17 protein-coding genes are annotated in these 22,069 nt (G+C 59.3%); 12 read left to right on the forward strand and 5 right to left on the reverse strand.

Annotation, left to right across the window (positions count from 1 at the left end; all coding sequences use genetic code 11):
* Positions 1-17 precede the first annotated feature (17 nt).
* Both bhcC and bhcD read left to right on the forward strand, forming a co-directional pair.
* Positions 18-1,181 carry a 3-hydroxy-D-aspartate aldolase BhcC gene (gene bhcC / locus I9184_RS15450; protein WP_209835076.1) on the forward strand — a complete coding sequence of 388 codons (1,164 nt, stop codon included), beginning with the start codon at positions 18-20 and terminating at the stop codon, positions 1,179-1,181.
* Between the two features lie 116 nt (positions 1,182-1,297).
* Positions 1,298-2,263, forward strand: coding sequence for an iminosuccinate reductase BhcD (gene bhcD / locus I9184_RS15455; protein WP_209835077.1), 966 nt, complete (start codon positions 1,298-1,300; stop codon positions 2,261-2,263).
* A 166-nt stretch (positions 2,264-2,429) separates the two neighbouring features.
* On the opposite strand, the gene I9184_RS15460 is transcribed toward bhcD, so the two are convergent.
* From I9184_RS15460 to puuE, 3 genes are read right to left on the reverse strand one after another with little or no spacing between them, the layout of a single operon-like run.
* On the reverse strand, positions 2,430-3,854 hold the full coding sequence (locus I9184_RS15460) for a nucleobase:cation symporter-2 family protein (RefSeq protein WP_209835078.1): 1,425 nt from the start codon (positions 3,852-3,854) through the stop codon (positions 2,430-2,432).
* A 53-nt stretch (positions 3,855-3,907) separates the two neighbouring features.
* A complete protein-coding gene (locus I9184_RS15465) occupies positions 3,908-4,393 on the reverse strand; it encodes an ureidoglycolate lyase (protein ID WP_171724585.1) in 486 nt (161 codons plus the stop codon).
* Positions 4,390-5,802, reverse strand: a complete 1,413-nt coding sequence (puuE, locus tag I9184_RS15470) for an allantoinase PuuE (protein ID WP_209835079.1) — start codon at positions 5,800-5,802, stop codon at positions 4,390-4,392. The genes I9184_RS15465 and puuE overlap by 4 nt, the downstream gene beginning before the upstream one ends.
* 146 nt (positions 5,803-5,948) lie before the next feature.
* Here puuE and uraH point away from each other — a divergent pair, with 146 nt between their 5' ends.
* Positions 5,949-6,302, forward strand: a complete 354-nt coding sequence (gene uraH, locus I9184_RS15475; RefSeq protein WP_171724586.1) for a hydroxyisourate hydrolase — start codon at positions 5,949-5,951, stop codon at positions 6,300-6,302.
* 5 nt (positions 6,303-6,307) lie between these two features.
* Here the strand turns inward: uraH and I9184_RS15480 are convergent, their stop codons facing one another.
* Positions 6,308-7,228, reverse strand: coding sequence for a LysR family transcriptional regulator (locus I9184_RS15480; RefSeq protein ID WP_171724587.1), 921 nt, complete (start codon positions 7,226-7,228; stop codon positions 6,308-6,310).
* Between the two features lie 101 nt (positions 7,229-7,329).
* On the opposite strand from I9184_RS15480, the gene I9184_RS15485 reads away from it, so the two are divergent.
* Positions 7,330-8,562, forward strand: a complete 1,233-nt coding sequence (locus I9184_RS15485) for a urate hydroxylase PuuD (RefSeq protein WP_171636444.1) — start codon at positions 7,330-7,332, stop codon at positions 8,560-8,562.
* A 54-nt stretch (positions 8,563-8,616) separates the two neighbouring features.
* Here the strand turns inward: I9184_RS15485 and I9184_RS15490 are convergent, their stop codons facing one another.
* Entirely contained in the window at positions 8,617-9,519 is a 903-nt protein-coding gene (locus I9184_RS15490) for a LysR family transcriptional regulator (RefSeq protein WP_171636446.1), read from the reverse strand.
* Between the two features lie 155 nt (positions 9,520-9,674).
* On the opposite strand from I9184_RS15490, the gene xdhA reads away from it, so the two are divergent.
* The 8 genes from xdhA (at position 9,675) to I9184_RS15530 (ending at position 22,036) form a co-directional block, all read left to right on the forward strand.
* A complete protein-coding gene (xdhA, locus tag I9184_RS15495) occupies positions 9,675-11,138 on the forward strand; it encodes a xanthine dehydrogenase small subunit (protein WP_209835080.1) in 1,464 nt (487 codons plus the stop codon).
* 15 nt (positions 11,139-11,153) lie between these two features.
* Positions 11,154-13,472: a xanthine dehydrogenase molybdopterin binding subunit gene (gene xdhB / locus I9184_RS15500; protein WP_209835081.1), complete on the forward strand. Its 2,319-nt coding sequence runs from the start codon at positions 11,154-11,156 to the stop codon at positions 13,470-13,472.
* 3 nt (positions 13,473-13,475) lie between these two features.
* Positions 13,476-14,354, forward strand: a complete 879-nt coding sequence (gene xdhC, locus I9184_RS15505; protein WP_171724592.1) for a xanthine dehydrogenase accessory protein XdhC — start codon at positions 13,476-13,478, stop codon at positions 14,352-14,354.
* Between the two features lie 43 nt (positions 14,355-14,397).
* Positions 14,398-15,999, forward strand: a complete 1,602-nt coding sequence (locus I9184_RS15510) for a xanthine/uracil/vitamin C permease (protein ID WP_171724593.1) — start codon at positions 14,398-14,400, stop codon at positions 15,997-15,999.
* Positions 16,000-16,477: 478 nt separating this feature from the next.
* Entirely contained in the window at positions 16,478-18,574 is a 2,097-nt protein-coding gene (locus I9184_RS15515) for a hydantoinase/oxoprolinase family protein (protein ID WP_209835082.1), read from the forward strand.
* Positions 18,574-20,238: a hydantoinase B/oxoprolinase family protein gene (locus tag I9184_RS15520; protein ID WP_209835083.1), complete on the forward strand. Its 1,665-nt coding sequence runs from the start codon at positions 18,574-18,576 to the stop codon at positions 20,236-20,238. Before I9184_RS15515 ends, I9184_RS15520 begins: the two co-directional genes overlap by 1 nt.
* Positions 20,235-21,302 (forward strand): histidinol-phosphate transaminase, encoded by a 1,068-nt coding sequence (locus I9184_RS15525; RefSeq protein ID WP_209835084.1) that lies wholly within the window; start codon positions 20,235-20,237, stop codon positions 21,300-21,302. The genes I9184_RS15520 and I9184_RS15525 overlap by 4 nt, the downstream gene beginning before the upstream one ends.
* Positions 21,299-22,036, forward strand: a complete 738-nt coding sequence (locus I9184_RS15530) for an Asp/Glu racemase (protein WP_209835085.1) — start codon at positions 21,299-21,301, stop codon at positions 22,034-22,036. The genes I9184_RS15525 and I9184_RS15530 overlap by 4 nt, the downstream gene beginning before the upstream one ends.
* The last annotated feature ends 33 nt before the right edge of the window (positions 22,037-22,069 follow it).

Consider the following 22,069-nt stretch of genomic DNA (forward strand, 5'->3'; position numbering starts at 1 on the left):
GACATAGGAATACGGAAATGAAAGATATGACCAATCTCGACGAATTCGAAGTAGGCTTTGACATTCCGGCCAAGCCCGGAATGGATGAAGAAGATATCCAGACCCCCTCTCTTGTGCTGGATCTCGACGCGCTTGAACGCAACATCAAGAAGATGGGCGACTATGCCAAGGCGCACGGCATGCGCCACCGCGTGCATGGAAAAATGCACAAATCGGTAGACGTGGCCAGGTTGCAGGAGAAGATCGGAGGCGCCGTAGGCGTCTGCTGCCAGAAAGTTTCAGAGGCCGAAGTGTTCGTGCGCGGTGGCATCAAGGACGTTCTGGTGTCGAACCAGGTGCGTGACCCTGCCAAGATCGACCGTCTTGCCAGCCTGCCAAAGCTGGGCAGCCGCATTATCGTCTGTGTCGATGATCTGGACAATGTCGCGGATCTTTCAGGCGCGGCGGTGGATCACGGAACACAGTTGGAGGTCTTCGTCGAAATCGACTGCGGCGCTGGCCGGTGCGGTGTGACGACAACATCCGACGTGATCGAAATCGCCAAAGCGGTCGAAGCAGCCGAGAACCTGAAATTCACCGGCATTCAGGCCTATCAGGGGGCCATGCAGCACCTCGACAGCTATGAGGCGCGCAAGGAAAAGCTCGACACCGCAATTGCGATGGTAAGGGACGCGGTTGAAGGCCTCAAAGCCGAAGGCATCGAGTGCGAATTGGTCTCGGGCGGTGGCACCGGTTCATACTACTTCGAGTCCAACTCGGGCGTGTACAACGAACTGCAATGCGGGTCCTACGCCTTCATGGATGCCGATTACGGCCGTATCCTGGACAAGGACGGCAACCGGATCGATCAGGGCGAGTGGGAAAACGCCTTCTTCATCCTGACCAGCGTCATGAGCCACGCCAAGGCGGACAAGGCGATCGTCGATGCGGGCCTCAAGGCGCAATCGGTGGACAGCGGTCTACCCGTTATCTTCGGCCGAGATGATGTCGAGTACATCAAATGTTCGGACGAACACGGCGTCGTCATGGACCCGAACGGTGTGCTGAAGGTCAACGACAAGCTCAGGCTGGTTCCGGGGCACTGCGACCCAACCGCAAATGTACATGATTGGTATGTCGGCGTTCGCAACGGCAAGGTCGAGACCGTCTGGCCCGTATCCGCCCGCGGACGCGCTTATTGATCCGAACTTGCCGTGTTTGGGAGGGCTGGCTCGGAAGCAGCCAGACAGCCGCCCGCGTGTATGCTCTCCTTCCGGTGGTGGCACGCGGGCGCACGAATGTTTGATTGGAGAATGAAATGCTGATCGTACCCGAGCGTGAGATCGCTGACCTTATGACCCGACAAGCGGCTTTTGACGCGGTCGAACAGGTCTTTGCCGCAATGGCGTCCGGCGACGCCTACAACTTCGCTGTCGTGCGTGAAGCCATCGGGCACGAAGATGCACTGTACGGCTTCAAAGGGGGGTTTGACCGCGCCGGCCTGACGCTGGGACTGAAGGCGGGCGGCTATTGGCCGAACAATCTGGAAAAACGCGGGCTGATCAACCACCAGTCCACCGTTTTTCTTTTCGACCCCGACACCGGCAAGCCATCTGCGATGGTCGGCGGGAACCTTCTGACGGCCCTTCGAACGGCGGCAGCATCATCGGTATCGATCAAGCATCTCGCACGCAGGGACGCCAAGGTCATAGGCATGATAGGCGCTGGCCACCAGGCAGCCTTTCAGCTTCGCGCGGCTTTGGAGCAGCGCGCCTTTGAAAAGATCATTGGCTGGAACTACCACCCCGAAATGCTGCCGAATATCGAGAAGGTCGCCAATGAAGCCGGCGTTCCGTTCCAGGCGGTCGAGCTTGACGAAATGACTGAAGCGGATGTGATCATTTCGATCACTTCGGCCTTTGCGCCCTCGCTGATGGCGAACCATGTCAGCCCCGGAACTCATATCGCCTGCATGGGCACGGACACCAAAGGAAAACAGGAAGTCGAAGCCGCCCTTCTGGCCAGGGCCAGCGTGTTCACGGACGAAGTCGCGCAATCCGTCAGCATCGGCGAAGCGCAGCACGCGGTGGCCGAAGGCCTGATCCAGGAAAGCGACGTGGCGCAGCTTGGCGCGGTCATCAACGGCACCGATCCGGGCCGGATATCGGACAATCAGATCACGCTGTTCGATGGCACGGGTGTGGGCCTTCAAGATCTTGCGGTCGCCGCGTCCGTGGTTGACCTCGCCGTTCGGAAAGGGGTCGCGATCGAGGTCGATTCCTGAAGCCAGACGGCGTCACCTTCTTGGGCATTGTCTCGGCGGTCCTTTTGGGCGAAGAGCTTTTGACAGCAGATCTCAATTCAATGGTGACCAAACAATGAAACGCGGCGCGCCTAGGCGCGCCGCTTCATGTTTTTTCCAGAACGATCAGTGTATCACGCCGAACGCATCAGACGTGGTCGTCTTGCTCGATGGACCCAAGACCATGTCCGGCCATGCCGCCCGAGACCTCTTCCGTCGCTTCGTCGGAAAGTTCTTCGGGAAGCACCAGATTCAATACAATGGCGATGACGGCGGCGGGCAGGATTCCTGATGTCGCCAGAACCTTCAATGTGCCGGGCAAGTATTGCAACGCGTTGGGTTCCAGCTGCAAACCCAGTCCAAGGCTTAGGGCGATTGCAAAAATCACCATGTTGCGCCGGTTCCAGTTCACGTCCGACAGCATCGAAACCCCTGCGGCAACAACCATGCCGAACATCACGATCACGCCGCCGCCAAGAACCTCAATCGGAATGGACGAGATTATCGCCCCGATCTTTGGAATAAGCCCGCAAATGATCAGAAAAACCGCGCCGATGGTCATGACCATGCGGCTCATGACTCCGGTCATGGCAATCAACCCGACATTCTGGCTGAACGACGTGTTCGGCAGCGCCCCAAACAGACCAGAGATCGCAGTACCAAGACCATCAGCATAGGTCGCGCCCTGTATTTCCTTGTCGGTAGCTTCTCGGCCAGCGCCCCCCTTGGTGATACCGGATACGTCCCCAACGGTTTCAACGGCGGAAACAAAGGACATTGCACAGAAACCGATGATGGCCGCGACCGAAAATTCAAGGCCAAAATGCAAGGGGTTCGGCAGTGCAAAGGATGCCGCGTTGCCGACGTTGCCCAGATTCACCTGGCCAAGCAGGAAGGCCACGGCGTATCCGACCAGCAGTCCGATGAGAACCGCCGACACCGACAACATGCCCCGGGCAAAGAATTTCAGGCCAAGCGTGACCACGATTACGGTTCCGGCCATGAACCAGTTCAGACCCGAGCCATATTCCTCGGTGCCTATGGCGGGTACACCGCCGGCGGCATATTGAATGCCGACTTTGACAAGGGCCAGGCCGATCATGGTCACCACAAGGCCTGTAACCAGCGGCGGAAGAGCAAAGCGAATGCGCCCTATGAACAGCCCGAGGCAGGCGTGGAACAAGCCACCGACAACGACCCCGCCCATCAGGACGGCAATTGCGTCAACGCCCTTGCCCACCACCAGTGGAATCATGATCGGGATAAAGGCAAACGATGTTCCCTGTACGATCGGCAGCCGGGCACCGACCGGGCCTATGCCAACAGATTGAAACAACGTGGCGACGCCCGCGAAGAACATCGACATCTGGATCATGTAGATCATCTGCGGGAAATCGGGGCTGTTCGAGCCAAAGCCGAAACCGGCCGCGCCACAAACGATAATGGCTGGCGTGACGTTGGACACGAACATCGCCAGCACATGCTGAATTCCAAGCGGCACCGCCTTAAGCAGCGGCGGAGTATAATTCGGATCGCGGAGTTGTTCCGGCGATCCGATGGATGCATCTGACATTTGGTCTTTCCTCCCTTGAGGTTCGCAGCCGGCTCCTCTTCCGGCAACGCGCCTCATTCTGTGATTTCAAACGCCTCCTCGAACCAATGCTCTTCGAGGTTGGGCCCGGCTCCAATTCGGTCGACCACCGCAAAAAGTCCGGGCGCATGAAGCGGGGTCAGAACGCCATGCCAAGTGTTGCGATGATAATTCACTCCCTGTCCGGGCGCTGTTTTGAAGGCGATGGGCCGACCGGGTTTTCCGTTTTCATCCGGGGCCACAACCACGACAAATGGTTTCTCCGACAAAGGCAAAAAGGCTTGGCTGCCATCCGGATGGCGTTCAACCATTTCCAACTTGATCGGCAGGCTGAAGGCTTCGGACTGAAACACACTGATACCCGCGCGCCCATCCTGGAAATCCAACACGGCCCGGTCGTGATAGCGGGCGCATCTGCCCTGATTTATAAGCTTGTCCACCCGGCCAGCCGCCTCGATGACATCGCCAAATGGTGCAAATGCCTCTGACGTCAAGGGACGGAGTTTCAAGCCAGCCGTCATTGCGCGAACTTCTCGATCAGACGCAATTCGGCAATGCGCTCGACCTGACGGCAGGCTTCGGCAAATTCGCTGTCGCGGTCATTGTCGATGCGACGGCGAAAGGCTTCCAGAATGCTGGCCTTGGTGTTGTCTTTGACGGCAATGATGAAAGGAAAGCCGAACTTGGTCGTGTAGGCTTCGTTCAACGCCGTGAACGTTGCGCGTTCTTCATCGGTCAGCATGTCCAGACCCGCACCGGCCTGTTCCGCGGTGCTTTCCTTGGTCAGGCGGCCGGCGGCGGCCAGCTTGCCAGCCAGGTCCGGGTGGGCTGTCAGAACGCCAAGGCGCTGCTCGGGCGAGGCGGAACGGAACACACGCGCCAGCGCGTTGTGGACACCAGCGGCATTGTCATGCGTCGGGCCCATTTCCAGTTCATACGCACCTTCGGCAATCCACGGGCTGTGCTCGAACACGCCGCCGAATTCCGACACAAAGGTTGGTCGATCCATTTCGGACGGGGTCAGACATTGCACCGGCGGGTGTTCAATGGCCCAGTGTTCGGCAATCTGCTCGCGCGTTGCGAACCAGACACCTTCGTGTTTCCTGAAATAATCAAGTGCGCGTTTTAGCGCCATGGCGCGACCGGGGCGACCGATCAGACGGCAGTGCAACCCAATCGAGAGCATCTTGGCCGCGCCCGCCTCACCCTCGGAATAGAGCATGTCAAAGCTGTCTTTCAGATAGCTTTCAAACTGTTCCCCATTGGTGAACCCCGCCTGAATTGCAAAGCGCATATCGTTGCAGTCCAGTGTATAGGGCATGATCAGTAGATCCTTGCCCCCTGCCTTGATCCAGTATGGCAGATCGTCGGCGTAGCTGTCGGCGATATAGGCAAAGTCGCCTTCCTGAGCGGCCAATTCGACCGTATTCATCGAACAGCGGCCCGTATACCAACCACGGGGCGGCTGACCTGTAACCTCTGTGTGCAGGCGGATTGCTTCGCGGATCTGGGAACGTTCTTCTTCTGCGCCCATGTTCTTGTGTTCAATCCACTTCAAACCGTGGCTGGCGATCTCCCACCCGGCATGCTTCATCGCCGCAACCTGTGCAGGTGCACGTGCCAAAGCGGTTGCAACACCGTAGACGGTGACAGGCAGATCCTGCAAAAGGCGATGCACGCGCCAGAACCCCGCGCGGCTGCCGTATTCATAGATCGATTCCATGTTCCAATGCCGTTGCCCCGGCCAAGGGGCGGCGCCGGTGATCTCGGACAGAAACGCTTCGGATGCGGCATCGCCGTGCAGAACGTTGTTTTCACCGCCCTCTTCGTAATTCAGCACGATCTGAATGGCGATTTTGGCGTCGTTCGGCCAGTTTGCTTTGGGAACTTGCCCACCGTAACCGGTCATGTCTCGTGGATAAGGCTTCACATCGGTTTCCTTCTTCTTGAATTGATCAATACCCCAGATAATCAAAGATGTTTTTCAAAAAATGCAGAAAGCAGCTTCCCACAGACTGCCTTTGCTCCTGGATGCGAAAACAGACTAGTAACTGTATAACTTGAGGAGTAGCGCAAATGACCGGTTACCTTACAACACATGTTCTGGATACGGCCCGGGGGTGCCCCGCCGAAGGATTGAAAATCGAACTGTTCCGCATTGAAGGTGCAGACCACCAGTTGCTGAAAACTCTGTTCACCAATGACGACGGCAGGACCAACGAACAAATTCTGCCCGAAGCAGAGTTTTCAACAGGTGACTACGAACTTGTCTTCCATGCCGGGGATTACCTTGATGCCTGCGGCACACCACCTGAAAACCCGCGCTTTCTGAACGTCATCCCGATCCGGTTTGGAATGTCCGAACATTCGCATTACCACGTGCCTCTGCTGCTTTCGCCCTTCGGGTACTCGACCTATCGCGGCAGCTGAGCGACCTACCGGGCCGTATTTGCCGCCGCAATCGACGACCCGATGCGTTCGATTATGAATTCCATGAAAAGCCGCGTTTTGGGGTCCTGCATACGGCGGTGCGTAAACAGACATGCCATCTGAATCGGTTCTGGCGGCGTCTTTTCCGCCACCGGAACCAATGTCCCGGCCTTGAGATGTTGAGCGATCTCAAAAATCGGCTTCAACGCGATACCATGTCCGCCAAGGGCCCAGTCTGTCAGCACGTCGCCATCGTCTGACTCGTAGCGCCCGGAAACCCGGAACCGTTTTGGCCCCGTATCGGTCCTCAAAAGCCATTGAAACTCGGTCGCGCCCGGGAACCGCAAATTGAGACATTCGTGCTCATCAGCGATCAACGCGTCCCCGCTTTCGGGCATCCCGCGCCTTTTGATGTATTTCGGGGATGCACAAAGCACTCTTTCGACATCCGCGATCTTGCGAATACGCAGGTTGCTGTCCTCTGGCTGACCAAGAAAAAATGCCAGGTCCAGACCTTCGGTTGTCAGATCAACCTTTCGGTCAGTCAGCCTTAACCGGACGTTCACCTCGGGGTACTCGGCAAGAAACTTCGGGACCTGCGGCGCAATCAACCGACGCCCGACTCCCAACGGCGCCGCGACATAGAGTGACCCTTTCAGGTTTTCGGTCAGATTGACGATCTGGGCTTCGGCACTTTCGACCGCTTCAAGGATCTCTGCCGCGCCGCGATAGAAAGATTTTCCCTGCTCGGTGGGCGTCAGGCTGCGTGTCGTGCGTTGGAACAAACGCACGCCAAGATGCTCTTCCAGTTGCGATATACGCGCCGACGTGACGGCTGGCGAAACCCTCAGATCACGGCCCGCGGCGGACATGCTGCCCAATTCATAGACCCGGACAAAGGTTCTGATGTTATCAAGGTAGGACATTTTTTTGCATTTTTTGATACTGCTTGGTCTTTACCAGCAATACCAGAACAAAACACACTCGCATAGAGTAACCGGAAGCAAAGAATCTTAGGAGCAAAGCCATGTATGACTTGGCCGTAATGTGGGAGTGGATCGCCTTTTCCGTCCGCTGGCTGCATGTGATCACCGCGATGGCGTGGATTGGGGCGTCATTCTACTTTATCGCGCTGGACCTCATGCTAAAGCCGAACCCAGCCCTTCCGGACGGGGCCTACGGCGAAGAATGGGAAGTACATGGCGGCGGCTTCTACCACACTGTCAAATATCTGGTTGCGCCCTCGCGCATGCCCGAGCACCTGACCTGGCACAAATGGCAGAGTTACACGACGTGGCTGTCTGGTGCGGCGTTGCTCATGATCATATACTGGGTTGGTGGCGAGCTGTTCCTGCTTGATCCAACCAAAGTGGACCTTGCGCTGTGGCAGGGGATTCTGATTTCCGGCGGATCGCTGACCATTGGTTGGCTTCTCTACGATCAGATGTGCAAATCCAAGCTGAGCGATCACCCGACCGTTCTGATGCTGCTGTTGTTCGTGATCCTGGTGATCATGTCCTGGGGTTACAACCAGATCTTCACCGGTCGTGCCGCGCTTTTGCATCTTGGCGCCTTCACTGCAACGATCATGACGGCCAACGTGTTCTTTCAGATCATGCCGAACCAACGGATCGTGGTCGAAGACCTCAAGGCCGGTCGGACACCTGATGCCAAATACGGCAAGATCGCCAAGGTACGATCCACGCACAACAACTATCTGACTTTGCCGGTCGTGTTCCTGATGTTGTCGAACCACTATCCACTTGCTTTCGGCACCGAGTATTCCTGGATCATCGCCAGCCTGATCTTTCTGACGGGCGTCACCATCCGTCACTATTTCAACACGATGCACGCAACTGGGAAAGGCCCGCACTGGACCTGGGGCGTGACGGTTCTGCTAATGGTCGTGATCGCTTGGCTGTCTTCGGTGAGAAACACCGAGACATGGGAAGACGCCGAAGCGCGCGAGCTGACACTATACGAGCAGAAATATGCGTCCGCCGCGGGCTTCGAAGATGCCTATGACACGGTCTTGGGCAATTGCTCGATGTGCCACGCCCGCGAGCCGGTGTACGGCACCATGAAATGGGCCCCGAAGAAAGTTTACCTTGAGACACCCGGAGATGTGGCCCGACATGCTGACCAGATCTATCTGCAAGCCGGGATCAGCCACGCAATGCCGCCACCATCGGCAGTGCAAATGGATGAAGAGGCACGCCAAACCATCATCGCATGGGTGCGTGAAGTCAGAAACCAATAGGCGCCTGCGCGCGAAACCATGACAGCGAACCGGGCCGTGATGCCCGGTTTTTCTTTATGCGAAAAAGCGTTTGCTGTGCTGTGCGATATGTTCGACGAACAGGCGCACCTTGGGATCTTGCAGCTTTTTGTGCGGATAAAGACACCCGAAAATCGTTGGCAAGGGGGGCGTCTCGGGCAGGACCTCGACCAGCCGTCCATCCTCGAGAAACTCCCGCACGTCAAAGCGCGGCTTGTTGACGATCCCACGACCGGACAAGGCCCAGTCGGTCAGAACATCACCATCGTCTGCGTCGTATTTGCCGCCAACTTCAAGCTTTCGCGGCCCCATGTCAGTGCGAAGAGTCCAATAGTATTCCGGAGACCTAGGATAACGCAGCAACAGGCAGTTATGGGGCATGTGCAACAAATCATCCGGTGTTTTGGGCGTCCCAAACTGCGACAGGTAATCGGGCGAGGCGCACAGAACACGATCACAATCCGCGAACTTCCGCAGTTTCATGGTTGAATCGCCAGGCTCTCCGATGAAAAAGGCGATGTCCAGACCGTCAGCCAGAATGTCCACCTTGCGATCGGACAGGCGCATGCGAATCTCTGTTTCCGGGTAACGATCCGAGAATTCCGGCACCAGAGGCGCAACGATTCTGCGCCCGACACCCAAAGGCGCGGTGATGCGGATCGCCCCCCGCGGCGCGTCGGAAAAGCTGGCGACACGCGCTTCGGCGTGATCAAGCGCCAGCAGGACCGCCTTGGCTTCATCGTAGAAAACCGTCCCCACTTCGGTTGGGGTCATCGATCGGGTGGTTCGGTTGAACAGCCGCACACCCAGATGGTTTTCAAGCTCTTTCAACCGTTTGCTAGCCACCGCCGGGGTCAACCGAAGATCTCGCCCGCCAGAGGTGATGCTGCCCAGCTCCATCACGCGGACAAAAACACGCAGACTTTCGATGTAAGACATTGGATCCTCCCAGCAGCGAAAGAATGCGGTATAGCCCCATCTTTTTCAACGATCTGTTGAAAGTATTTGCCATTTGCAGCGATTTTCCATCTCAATCTTTGCTCCTATGGTTGCACTGACCACCCTCCGGAAGGCAGGGGCAGAGGGAGAATTCCATGACGCATCGCACCCACATCCAATTTGTCCTCAATGGCAAGGATGTCTCCGTCCCAGACGTGTCGGCAGGCCAGACACTTCTTGATTTCCTGCGCCTGGAACGCCGACTGACAGGAACGAAGGAAGGCTGCGCCGAAGGCGACTGCGGCGCGTGCACCGTGCTTGTCGGGCGGCTTGGGCGCTCGGGCCTGCGCTATGCTCCGGTCAATGCCTGTATCCGGTTTCTTGCCTCTGTAGACGGCTGTCATGTCGTGACGGTTGAACATCTGTCCGGGCCTCAAGGCCGGCTGCACCCGGTTCAACAAGCCATGGTCGATCACCATGGCAGCCAGTGCGGGTTCTGCACACCGGGCTTCGTCATGGCCCTCTATGCGCTTTGGATGCAAACTCCGGAACCGACCGAAGTACAGGTTGAAACCGCATTGCAGGGCAACCTGTGCCGCTGCACCGGGTATGAGCCGATCATCCGAGCGGCCATTGCCGTCAGCCGCTACGGCACCCCGTCATCTGATCATCTGAACACCGAACGCGAAACCATGACCGCGCGTCTGGCGGCCCTGAAGGACGGGCGGCGCGTGGTCTCCGGACCCGAAAACAACCTGAGCATTCTGCCATCCAGCGTCGATGATCTTGCCGAATGCCTGCAAGCTTATTCAAACGCCACGATCGTGGCCGGAGCCACCGATGTGGGCCTGTGGGTGACCAAGTTCCTGCGCGACATTGGCCCTGCCATTTTCACCGGTCATCTCGAAGACCTGAAAACAGTCGAAAGACAGGGGTCTCTCCTCCTGATCGGTGCCGGCGCCAGCTACACCGATTGCCAGGACCTTCTGTCTGTACACCTGCCACACCTGTCCTCCTACTGGGATCGCATCGCAGGGTGGCAGGTGCGGAATATGGGAACCGTAGGTGGGAATATCGCCAACGGCTCACCCATCGGGGACACGCCGCCGGTTCTCATCGCGCTCGGCGCGGAAATCACTCTGCGGCGCGGTTCCGAACGCCGAACCCTGCCTCTGGCTGACTTCTTCATCGACTACGGCAAGCAAGACCTCCAACCCGATGAATTTGTCGCAAGCATCCGCGTGCCTCTGCCCGGACCCAACGATCTGGACGCTGCATACAAGATTTCCAAGCGGCGTGACGAGGATATTTCTTCTGTGGCCGCCGGGCTGCACATGAGCGTCACAGACGGGATCATCAGCGATGTGCGCATTGCATTTGGGGGCATGGCCGCCACGCCTAAACGCGCATCGACAGCCGAGGCGGCGCTGAACGGCCAACCCTGGGCACGCGAAAGTTTCGAAGCCGCCGCTGAAGCGCTGGCCGAGGATTTCGCGCCTCTCACAGATTGGCGCGCATCGTCGAACTATCGGATGCTGACCGCCCAAAACCTTCTGCGCCGGTTCTTCCTTGAAAACGACCGTGAAACCGACACCCCCGTTCAACTGGCTTGTGCCTGATCAGGAGACGACAACATGAAAGACAACGTTTCCATCATTGGATCGGCTCACACCAATGTAAACCATGACAGTGCGGTCAAGCACGTCACGGGGCAGGCCGACTACACGGACGACATTGCGCTGCCACAAGGCGCGCTGCACGCGTATCTCGGCGTTTCAGACGTCGCGCACGCCAAGCTTCTGGGTATCGATTTCAGCGACGTTCTGGCAATGCCCGGCGTGGTCGGCGTACTGACCGCTGATGACGTGCCGGGGGCCAATGATATCAGCCCGACCCACCTGAACGACGAACCGGTTTTCCCGACCGACGCCATACAATTCCACGGCCAGCCGTTGTTTGCAGTGATTGCCGAGACCCGCGACATCGCGCGCCGCGCCGCTGAACGGGCAAAGATCGAATACGAAACCCTGCCCCACGCGCTGGACCCGATCACCGCGCAGAAAGCAGGATACCCGCATGTCACAGCGCCCCTCAAGCTGGAGCGGGGAGACGTGGCACCGGCTCAGGCGGCCGCGCCCAACCGGATCAAAGGCCGGATGAGCGTTGGCGGTCAGGATCACATGTACCTTGAAGGCCACATCGCCTTTGCGATTCCGGGCGAAGACGACGATGTGATGGTGCATTGCTCGACCCAGCACCCGTCAGAGGCGCAACATATGGTGGCGCATGTCCTTGGGGTGCCGTCCAATGCGGTCGTGGTCAACGTCCGTCGCATGGGTGGGGGGTTTGGCGGCAAGGAAAGCCAGATGAACCTGTTCTGCGCCGTGGCGGCCATGGCTGCCAAAAAGTGGAACCGCGCCGTCAAAATCCGCCCCGACCGGGATCAGGACATGACGGCAACCGGTAAGCGCCATGATTTTGTGATCGACTATGATGTCGCTTTTGACGATGAAGGCCGCATTCAGGCGGTCGAAGGCAGCTTTGCCGCGCGTTGCGGATTCTCGGCAGACCTGTCGGGACCTGTCACCGACCGGGCGCTGTTTCACGCGGACAACGCCTATTTCTATCCGAACGTCCGCCTGAACAGTCATCCAATGAAAACCAACACGGTGTCGAATACCGCGTTTCGAGGATTTGGCGGCCCGCAGGGTGTGATCGCGGCAGAGCGGATGATCGAAGAGATTGCCTATGCCACCGGGAAAGACCCCCTGGATGTACGTAAGGCGAATTTCTACGGCACCAAAGACCGTAACGTGACGCCGTATCACCAAGTGGTCGAAGACAGCATCCTCGACCGGCTGATCGGAGAGTTGGAAGAGACATCGGAATACCGCCAGCGCCGTCAGGACATAATTGAATTCAACAAGACATCGCCAATCCTGAAAAAAGGCATCGCGCTGACACCGGTCAAGTTTGGCATTTCGTTTACCGCGACCTGGTACAATCAGGCTGGCGCTCTGGTTCATGTTTACAATGACGGTTCGATCCATCTGAACCACGGTGGTACCGAAATGGGGCAAGGTCTCAACACCAAGGTTGCGCAGGTCGTGGCCGAGGCCTTTCAGGTTGACTTCAGCCGGATCAAGATTACCAAAACAACCACCGAGAAGGTTCCGAACACCTCGGCCACTGCAGCCTCCAGCGGGACCGATCTTAACGGCATGGCCGCGTTGAACGCGGTCGAGCAGATCAAAGCACGTCTGGTGAAATTCGCCGCCGAAACCTGGAATGTCGCCCCCGAAGAAGTGGCCTTCCACGCCAATCAGGTGCATATCGGCGACGAGGTTCTGCCCTTCGATGTGTTCATCAAACAGGCCTATCTGGCGCGCGTGCAGCTCTCGGCGGCCGGGTTCTACAAAACACCGAAAATCCACTGGGATCGGGCCAAGGGACAAGGCCGTCCGTTCTACTACTACTCCTACGGCGCGTCGTGTTCAGAAGTGACGATTGATACCCTTACAGGCGAATACCGCGTGGACCGAACAGATTTGTTGCACGACGTCGGACGCTCGCTGAACCCTGTGCTCGACAAGGGGCAGATCGAAGGCGCGTTTATTCAGGGCATGGGATGGCTAACCACCGAAGAGCTTTGGTGGGATGATGCCGGCCGTCTGCGTACCCATGCTCCGTCGACATACAAGATTCCGCTCGCGTCAGACCGCCCGCGTATCTTCAATGTGAAACTTGCCGATTGGTCGGAAAATCGCGAGTTGACCATCAAACGGTCCAAGGCCGTTGGCGAGCCGCCGTTCATGCTGGGCATTTCGGTGTTTGAGGCCTTGTCGATGGCCGTAGCCTCTGTAGCTGACTACCGCGAATGTCCGCGCCTTGACGCGCCAGCCACCCCCGAACGTGTGCTAATGGCAGTTGCGCGGCTGCAAGCGGGGCCCTGAGCCATGACTGCCCCCGGTTCCCTTAGCGAATTCCTGTCCACGCAGCACAGTGTGATCTGCATTGCGCTGACACGCGTGCGCGGGTCGTCGCCGCGCAACGAAGGGACCGAGATGTTCGTGGCACCCAGGGCACTGTGGGGAACCATCGGTGGTGGCCAATTGGAGTTCATGGCCATCAACGCCGCCCGCGACATGCTGCGCGACGGGGTGTTGCATCAGGATCTGGATGTGCCGCTTGGCCCCGAAATCGGCCAGTGCTGCGGTGGGCGGGTCGAGATGAAACTGACCCGCATGCGTGCGTCCGACAAATGGGCCGCCACAGAGCGCGCGACCCAGCGCGACGAGGCTTTGCCACACGTCTATGTCATGGGCGCGGGCCACGTGGGACGCGCTTTGGCCAATCAGTTTCAGCATCTGCCGGTGCGCTGCATCCTCGTCGACACCCGACCCGAAGAGGTCGAGCTTTGCACAGCCAATGTCGAAACCCGGGTCAGCGCGATTCCCGAAGCCGAAATCTGGCGCGCGCCCGCAGGCAGCGCCTTTGTCGTTCTGACCCATGATCACGGGCTGGATTTCCTGCTGACGACCGCCGCGCTGGAACGAAAGGATGCCGCTTATGTAGGGATGATCGGGTCCGCCACAAAGCGGATAAAGCTCAGGAACTGGGCGCAGAAACACTGTGACGGACAGTCCATCGAACATTTGAAATGCCCCATCGGGGCTAGCGGTAGCCGCGACAAGCGGCCCAGCGTCATCGCCGCCTTCGTGGCGGCCGAGGTGATGGCTGAATTGACCTCTGAAACTGCCGCGACCGCCCTGACCGGGGCAAACCAGGCACCCCTGCGGGGCCACCATCACGACCGGAAAGGGAGATCGGCCTGACACCTGTCGGGCCAAACCGGTCACATCAGAGGAGGAGACCGTCATGGACGGGAGGACCTATGAATACAAGCTGTTTACCCGCAGCGATTTCAGCGCTTTCTGGGCGCTGTTTACCGACAACCTTGTCAACCTGCTGATCCTGTCCGGGGTCTGCCAATTCGTGTTTCAAATGCCTGCGGACATCGTCTTTGGCCGCATCGTTCCCGGCGCTGCCATCGCGATTTTGGCCGGTGTCGCTGTCTACACTTACCTCGCCAAATGGGCGGCAAACGCGCAGGGCAAAGACGTAACCGCGTTGCCCTACGGCATCTCGACGCCGGTTATGTTCGTCTACCTGTTCGGGGTGATCGGACCCATCTATTGGGCGACAAATGATCCAATGCTAGCCTGGCAAGTAGGCATCGGCGCCGGGTTCATGGGCGGCATCGTCGCGGCTCTGGGCGCCGTGGTTGGACCGTATCTCAAGCGGATCACGCCACGTGCGGGGATGCTGGGGACGCTGTGCGGCATTGCCCTGGTCTTCATCGGCTCTGTGCCGCTGGCCGAAGTGTTCGAGAACCCCATCATCGGCTTTACGTCGCTGCTGTTCATCCTCTGGGGTTTGATCGGCCGTTTCCGCCTGCCGGGCAATGTTCCGGCCGGCCTTGTCGCGATTGCTGCCGGTACCGTGATCGCCCTTCTGCTTGGCGAGTCCAAAATTGATGTCAGCGGCATCGGGTTCTACCCGCCGATCCCGTATTTCGGTGACCTGATCGCCGGTGTGCAATACCTGTTCGCCAACCCTGAGCTGTTCCTGGTGCTGATCCCCGTGCAGATCTACAATTTCATCGAAACGATGAACAACGTGGAATCCGCCGAAGCGGCAGGCGACCATTACCCTGTCGGGCTCTGCCAGGTGACGGACGGCGCAGGCACGATGCTGGGTGCTCTGTTTGGTTCGCCATTCCCGACAACCGTCTACATCGGCCATCCGGCCTATAAACGGCTGGATGCCCATGCGGGGTATATTGTCGGTGTGGCCGTTGTAATTGCCGCCGCCGCCTTTCTGGGGTTCCTGTCCTTCCTCGCGGGGCTGATCCCGATCGCCGCAGCCGCACCGGTACTGGTCTTTGTATCAGTCAGCCTGATCACCAACACGGCCTGGGCTGTGAAACCGATGCACATGGCTGCGGTATCCTTCGCGATCCTGCCCCATATCTCGGCCTTCCTGATGGTCAAATGGGGATCGTTGATGAACGCGCTGCGCAGCAGCGGTGTCGAAGGGCTGCCATCCTTGGGAGATCCTGATCTGACCTCGGCCCTTCTGATGGAAGGGGCTCATTACGAGGGGCACCTTGCCCTGAGCCAGGGGGCGATCATCACCGGTCTGGTCTGGGGTGCCATCGTGGCCGATGTGATTGACGGGCGCTTCCGGATGGCCGGCGCGTTTGCTGTCGCAGGTGGGCTGATGTCTTCGATCGGCATCATCCATTCCTACACGCTACAGATACCTCAGTTCGACGGGATAACCATCGGCTATCTGATCATCGGTGCGTTTCTGTACGTCTACCCGGTGTTCGCCCCCAAAGAGGATCTTGAGCATCGCATCATCGTGCCGGACGAGCCCGACCTCATCGATGACGATTCACCCGCTCAGCAGGCCTGATCGGCAACGGGGCAGTCGCATGGCTGCCCCAGAAACCATCCCTTCCCGTTCAATTGTGGCCGTTCAAGAGGCAGAGTTTGCCCTGCGGTCGCTTGCAGATCTTTCTCCCGCCTATCTCAGAGTGACGGCATGTGGTTCGAATGGGTCTTGCAGAGGATCACCCTTGCGAACCACACATCTGCATCGGCTGGGTCACACAAAATAGACGACCACAGGTGATGTGCGAGGGGTCAAGACCCTCAACTGCAAGCCCCGCAATCGGCCAGGCGTGACGAATTTTGTCGTTTGCAGGCATTTTTGTCGCTTTCCGGCTTGTTGCGCTATGCTGGTGTGAACAAGAATACCTACGTATGAAGAGTTGTTTTCCAAATCCCATGGACCGCCGTGCCACCGGCTGTGACCTTGTGATCCCAGCCTGATCTCAGGGCCTCTGGCCCATATGCATCACGCTGTGATTACGGATTTTTCGGATAACCTCATGACAACTCAAGCGCTGCGCCTGGCCATCGATATTGGCGGCACGTTCACGGATACGGTTCTTGTCTCTGGCGAAGAGACGATACTTGCCTCGACCAAAACCCTGACCACGCATCACAACCCCGCCGACGGAGCCATGCAAGGCGCAACGCGCGTGATGCAACAGACAGGGCACCGTCTGAGCGAAGTCACCGGTTTCATTCACGGCACCACGCTGGCCACCAACGCGCTGATCGAAAAACGCGGCGCGGTCGTGGCAACCGTGACCACCGAAGGGTTCAGGGACATTCTGGAAATCGCCTACGAGCGGCGCTATTCGCAATATGACATCAATCTGGAGAAACCTGATCTGCTGGTGCCGCGTGAGCGCGCGCTGACGGTCCGCGAGCGCGTTTCGGCGGATGGCAAGGTGTTGATTTCGCTGGAAGACACAGCCATCGACGCGTTGTTGAAGGACATCGACGCCAGCGGAGCGGAAGCCATCGCCATCTGCCTGATGCACGCATATGCAAACCCCGAGCACGAGCGCAGGCTGCGCGATACGCTGGCGGACAGGCGCCCCGATCTGACCGTCTCGATTTCGTCGGACGTCAGCCCCGAAGCGCGCGAATTCGACCGGCTGTGCACGACCGTCGCCAACGCCTATATCCAGCCTCTGATGGCAACGTATCTGGCCCGGTTTGTCCGACAATTCGAGGCCCAGGGCGTCACCTGTCCGATCCTGATGATGACAGCGGGTGGTGGAATGTGCACCATGCGAACCGCCGCGCGGTTTCCGATCCGGCTGGTGGAATCCGGTCCTGCCGGTGGTGCCATTCTGGCTGCCCGCGTCGCCGCCCGCGCCGGTCTGGATCAGGTTCTGTCCTTTGACGTCGGCGGTACCACCGCCAAACTATGCCTGATCGACAACGCCCGTCCCCAGACCTCGCGCCAGTTCGAGATTGCCCGCGCCGCACGGTTTATCAAAGGGTCCGGAATGCCGGTACGTATACCGGTCATCGAAATGATCGAGATCGGCGCCGGAGGCGGTTCGATTGCCGGGGTTGACCGGCTAGGACGGTTGACCGTAGGGCCAAAATCAGCCGGATCCGAGCCCGGCCCCGTCGCCTTCATGCGCGGTGGAACCGAACCCACGGTGACGGACAGTGATATTGCATTGGGATATATCGTACCCGACACGTTTGCCGAGGGGCATATTCAGCTTGATCCCGAAGCTTCGAAACGGGCGCTGAGCCGGGTGATCGGGTCAAAACTGGATCTGGATGCCGTAGGCGCCGCCGATGGCGTCAGCCGTATCGTCGACGAAAGCATGGCCAGCGCGGGTCGGATGCATGCGGTGGAATCCGGCAAGGACCTTGGCCCACGAACAATGATAGCGTTTGGGGGCAACGGGCCATTGCACGCCAGCCGGGTCGCGCGATCCGCCGGGGTCAGCCGCATCGTGATCCCGCCCGATCCCGGTGTCGGATCGGCCGTCGGCTTCCTGTTCGCTCCGGTGTCTTTCGAGATCGTCCGCTCGCGCTATTCGTTGCTGGGCAGCATGGACCTGAACGGGATCAACACGCTGTTCGAAGCCATGATTTCCGAGGCTAGAGCGGTCGTCTTCCAAGGGGCCGGCGATGTCCCGACCCAGACGCTGCGCACTGCCTTCATGCGCTACAACGGACAAGGGCACGAGATCGAGATCACCCTTCCCGACCGCCCCCTGACCGCCGAAGATATCGTGCCGCTGACCGCTGCATTCGAACAGGAATACCGCAAGCAATTCTCGCGCCCGGTGCCGGGGATGCAGATCGAGATTCTCAATTGGGCGGTACGTGTCGCGACCTGTGACAGTGTCGTGCCGGCGGTTCCTGAAACGCCCCGGTTGAAGACAATCTCGGCGCCGGAAACCTGTCCGATCACCTGTGACGTGGACGGAGTGTCGAAACCAGCGGCCTTCGTAGCCCGAGCGGATCTGAAGCCCGGCGACCACCTTCACGGCCCCGCATTGATCACCGAGCCGCAGACAACCACGCTCGTGTCCGCCGACTTCTCGGCCCATGTGGATGCCATTGGAAACCTCGTCCTCGTTCGGGACCAGAAAGGAGGCGCATGATGTCGTCCGATCTTTCACACGATCTTTCGCCCGCCCGATTGCAGGTGATGTGGAATCGTCTGCTGGCCGTGGTCGAAGAACAGGGTCAAACCCTGATCCGCGCCGCCTTCAGCCCGATCGTACGCGAATGCGGCGACATCTCTGCCGGGATATTTGACGCCGATGGCCGGATGCTGGCGCAAGCCGTGACCGGCACGCCGGGGCACATCAACACCATGGCCGAGGCGGTGCAGCACCTGCGCCGGGCTTTCCCGGTTCAGTCCATGAAGCCGGGCGACATCTACATGACGAACGACCCATGGCTTGCCTCGGGGCACCTGAACGATTTTCTGCTGATGATGCCCGCATTCAAGGATGGCAAGGTGGTGGGCTTTACCTCCTGCACGTCGCATCTCGTTGATCTGGGTGGGTTGGGCATGGGCCCCGAAGGTTCCGACATCTATGACGAGGGCCTGCTGATCCCGCCCTGCAAGCTGGTTGAGCAGGGCACCCCCAACGATTTGCTGCTGGACATCATCCGCGCCAACAGCCGCGAACCCGTCGCCAACGATGGCGACATCTATGCACTGATCGCCTGCTGCGAAGCCGGGGTTGCAAGGCTGCTGTCGATGATGGAGGAATTTGGCCTCGACGATCTAGGGACGCTCGGCTCGTACATCATCGACACGTCGCGCCGCGGCACGCTGGAGGCCATCGCCGACGTACCCGAAGGTGTCTACAAGAATGTTCTGAAGATGGACGGCTATGAGAATGAGCTGGAACTGCACGCCACCCTGACCGTAAGGAAGGACGGCATGCATGTGGATTTCTCGGGCACTTCGGGCTGTTCGCGCAAGGGCATCAACGTGCCGCTGAACTATGCCACCGCCTATACGGTGTTTGCCTTGCGTTGCATTGTCGGCGCGGACATTCCCAACAATGCGGGATCGCTGGAGCCGTTTACCGTTGACGGGCCAAAGGGCTGCATCCTGAACGCGCAGCGCCCGGTGCCGGTTGCGATGCGGCATACCCTGGGTCAGGTCACGCCCGATCTGGTTCTGGGCTGCCTGCATCAGGCCCTGCCCGATGCGGTCCCGGCCGAAGGTGCAAGTTGCATGTTCGACCTGCCCATGCGCCACGCGCCCGAAGTGGCCCGTGACGGCGGTCGCGAATTCGCGGTGGAACCCGTGCACAATGGCGGAACCGGCGCGCGACCTCATGCCGATGGACTGTCGGCCACGGCCTATCCGTCCGGGGTGTTCGGCAGTCAGGTCGAGATCACCGAAAGCGTCGCACCCGTGACGATCTGGCGGCGCGAACTGCGCCCAGATTCCGGCGGCGCGGGCAAGTATCGCGGCGGGCTGGGGCAGCGGATCGAGATGACCTCGTCCAACGGTGCTCCCTTTATCGTTTTCCTTTCGGTCGAACGGCTGAAATACCCGGCGCTTGGCCGTATGGGCGGCAGACCCGGCGCGCCCGGTCGCATCCGTTTCAGGGACGGCGCAAACGATATTCCGGGCAAAGGAGAGTTGCGGGTGGAACACGGTGATTATCTGATCTTCGATACACCGGGCGGCGGTGGATTTGGCGACCCTGCCGAACGCGACCCGGATGCGCTGGCGCTGGACATCAAACGCGGGTTGGTAACTGCGCAAGGCGCCAGGATTTACGCGGGTGACGCATGATCCGACCGGTTCCTTACATTGGCGCCATGGCCGCTTATGCGCTGGCTGATCCGAACGGCGCAGACACGGTTTCACTGGCGCAGAACGAAAGCGCCTTTCCCGCAAGCCCCGCCGCCGTTGCGGCCGGGCAGACAGCGCTGGCGGATCTGGCCCTTTATCCCGATCCGGAATGGGCCGAAATGCGCTCGGCCATTGCCGAGGTGCACGGGCTCGTCCCCGCGCGCACTTTATGTGGGGCGGGCTCGATGGAACTGATTGGCTGTCTGATCCGCGCCTTTGCCGGGCCGGGCGATCAGGTGCTGGGCACACAATATGGCTATGCCTTTGTCGCCTCGGCGACAGCTCAGGCACAGGCCGAATATGTGGCAGCGCCCGAGGTCGATTTGACCGTATCAGTGGACGCGCTTCTGGCCGCTGTCACACCTGCCACCCGCATCGTGTTCGTCTGCAATCCGGGCAACCCCACCGGCACGCTGATCCCGAATGACGAAATTGTCCGGCTGCGATCGGGTCTGCCTGGCGATACACTGCTGGTGGTGGATCAAGCCTATGCGGAATTTGCCGATGCCACGAACGACCCTGCGCAGATCTTTGCGCTGGTGGATCGGGGCGACACCGTGATCACGCGCACATGTTCCAAGGCCTACGGGCTGGCGGGGGCACGAGCCGGCTGGGGCTATTTCCCAAGCGAAATCTCGGGTGAGGTCCGCAAGCTTTTGAATCCCAACAATATCTCGATTGCCTCGCAGGCAGCGGCCGCGGCGGCGATGCGCGATCAGGCCCATATGCGCAACGTGGTCGCACGGACAGCCGAAATTCGGGACCGGTTTGCGCAGGAATGCCGCGAACTGGGCCTGAGCGTGCCGGAAAGCCACACCAATTTCGTGCTGATCCGCTTTGCCTCGACCGCGCAGGCACAGCGCGCCGACACGGCACTGCGGGCGGAGGGCCTGATGATGCGCGGCATGGGCGGCTATGGTTTGTCGGACTGTTTGCGCGCCACGATCTGTGCGCCCCAGGTGATGGACAAGGCCCGCGACATCTTGAAAGGAGCGCTGACATGACCGAGACCCGCACAGCCGCCAAGATCGGTGTTCTAGTGCCCTTCACCAACACCAATCTGGAACCGGATATGGAGATGCTGCGACCGCCAAACACCACCATCCATTTCCAGCGCATGGGCGGCTATGACGTGGATGAAATTCCCGGCTCGGATCAAATGGCAGGTTTGGGTGCTTCGGATATCAGCCACGATCTGCGGATGATCTCGGGGGTGCGGCCCGATGTGGTGCTGTACGGCTGCACCTCGGCCACCCTGACCCATGGGCCGTCTTTCGACGCTGAGCTGGCGCAACAGATAAAATCGGAATCCGGTGCGCTGTCGCTGACCGCGGCCGGATCATTAATCGCCGCAATCAAGGCACTGGGGGCCACAAAGGTCGGCTTTTCCTCGCCCTATCTGGGCGAAATAAACGTTCAGGCGATGGATTTCATGGCCCAGAACGGAATCGAGACCGTTCGATGCACCGATGTCGGCCGAAAGCTGGGCAATTACGGTCAGGGAGAGCTGACCCCGGACGACGTCTATGAACTGGCCTGTCAGGCCGATCACCCGCAGGCACAGGCCATAATTCTCAGCTGCACCGACATGCGTTCGGTCGAGGCGATCGACCGGATTGAAGCAACGCTGGGCAAGCCGGTTGTCACCTCAAATCAGGCGATGATGTTCTGCCTTATGCGGGCTCTGAACCTACCGCGTCACGACGCGCTGCCGGGGCGATTGTTCGACCTGCTCTGACCGGATCAGGGCGCAAGGCGATAGTTTAACGGA

Origin of the sequence: Ruegeria sp. HKCCE3926 (assembly GCF_017872515.1) — a bacterium.
Classification (GTDB): Bacteria; Pseudomonadota; Alphaproteobacteria; order Rhodobacterales; family Rhodobacteraceae; genus Ruegeria.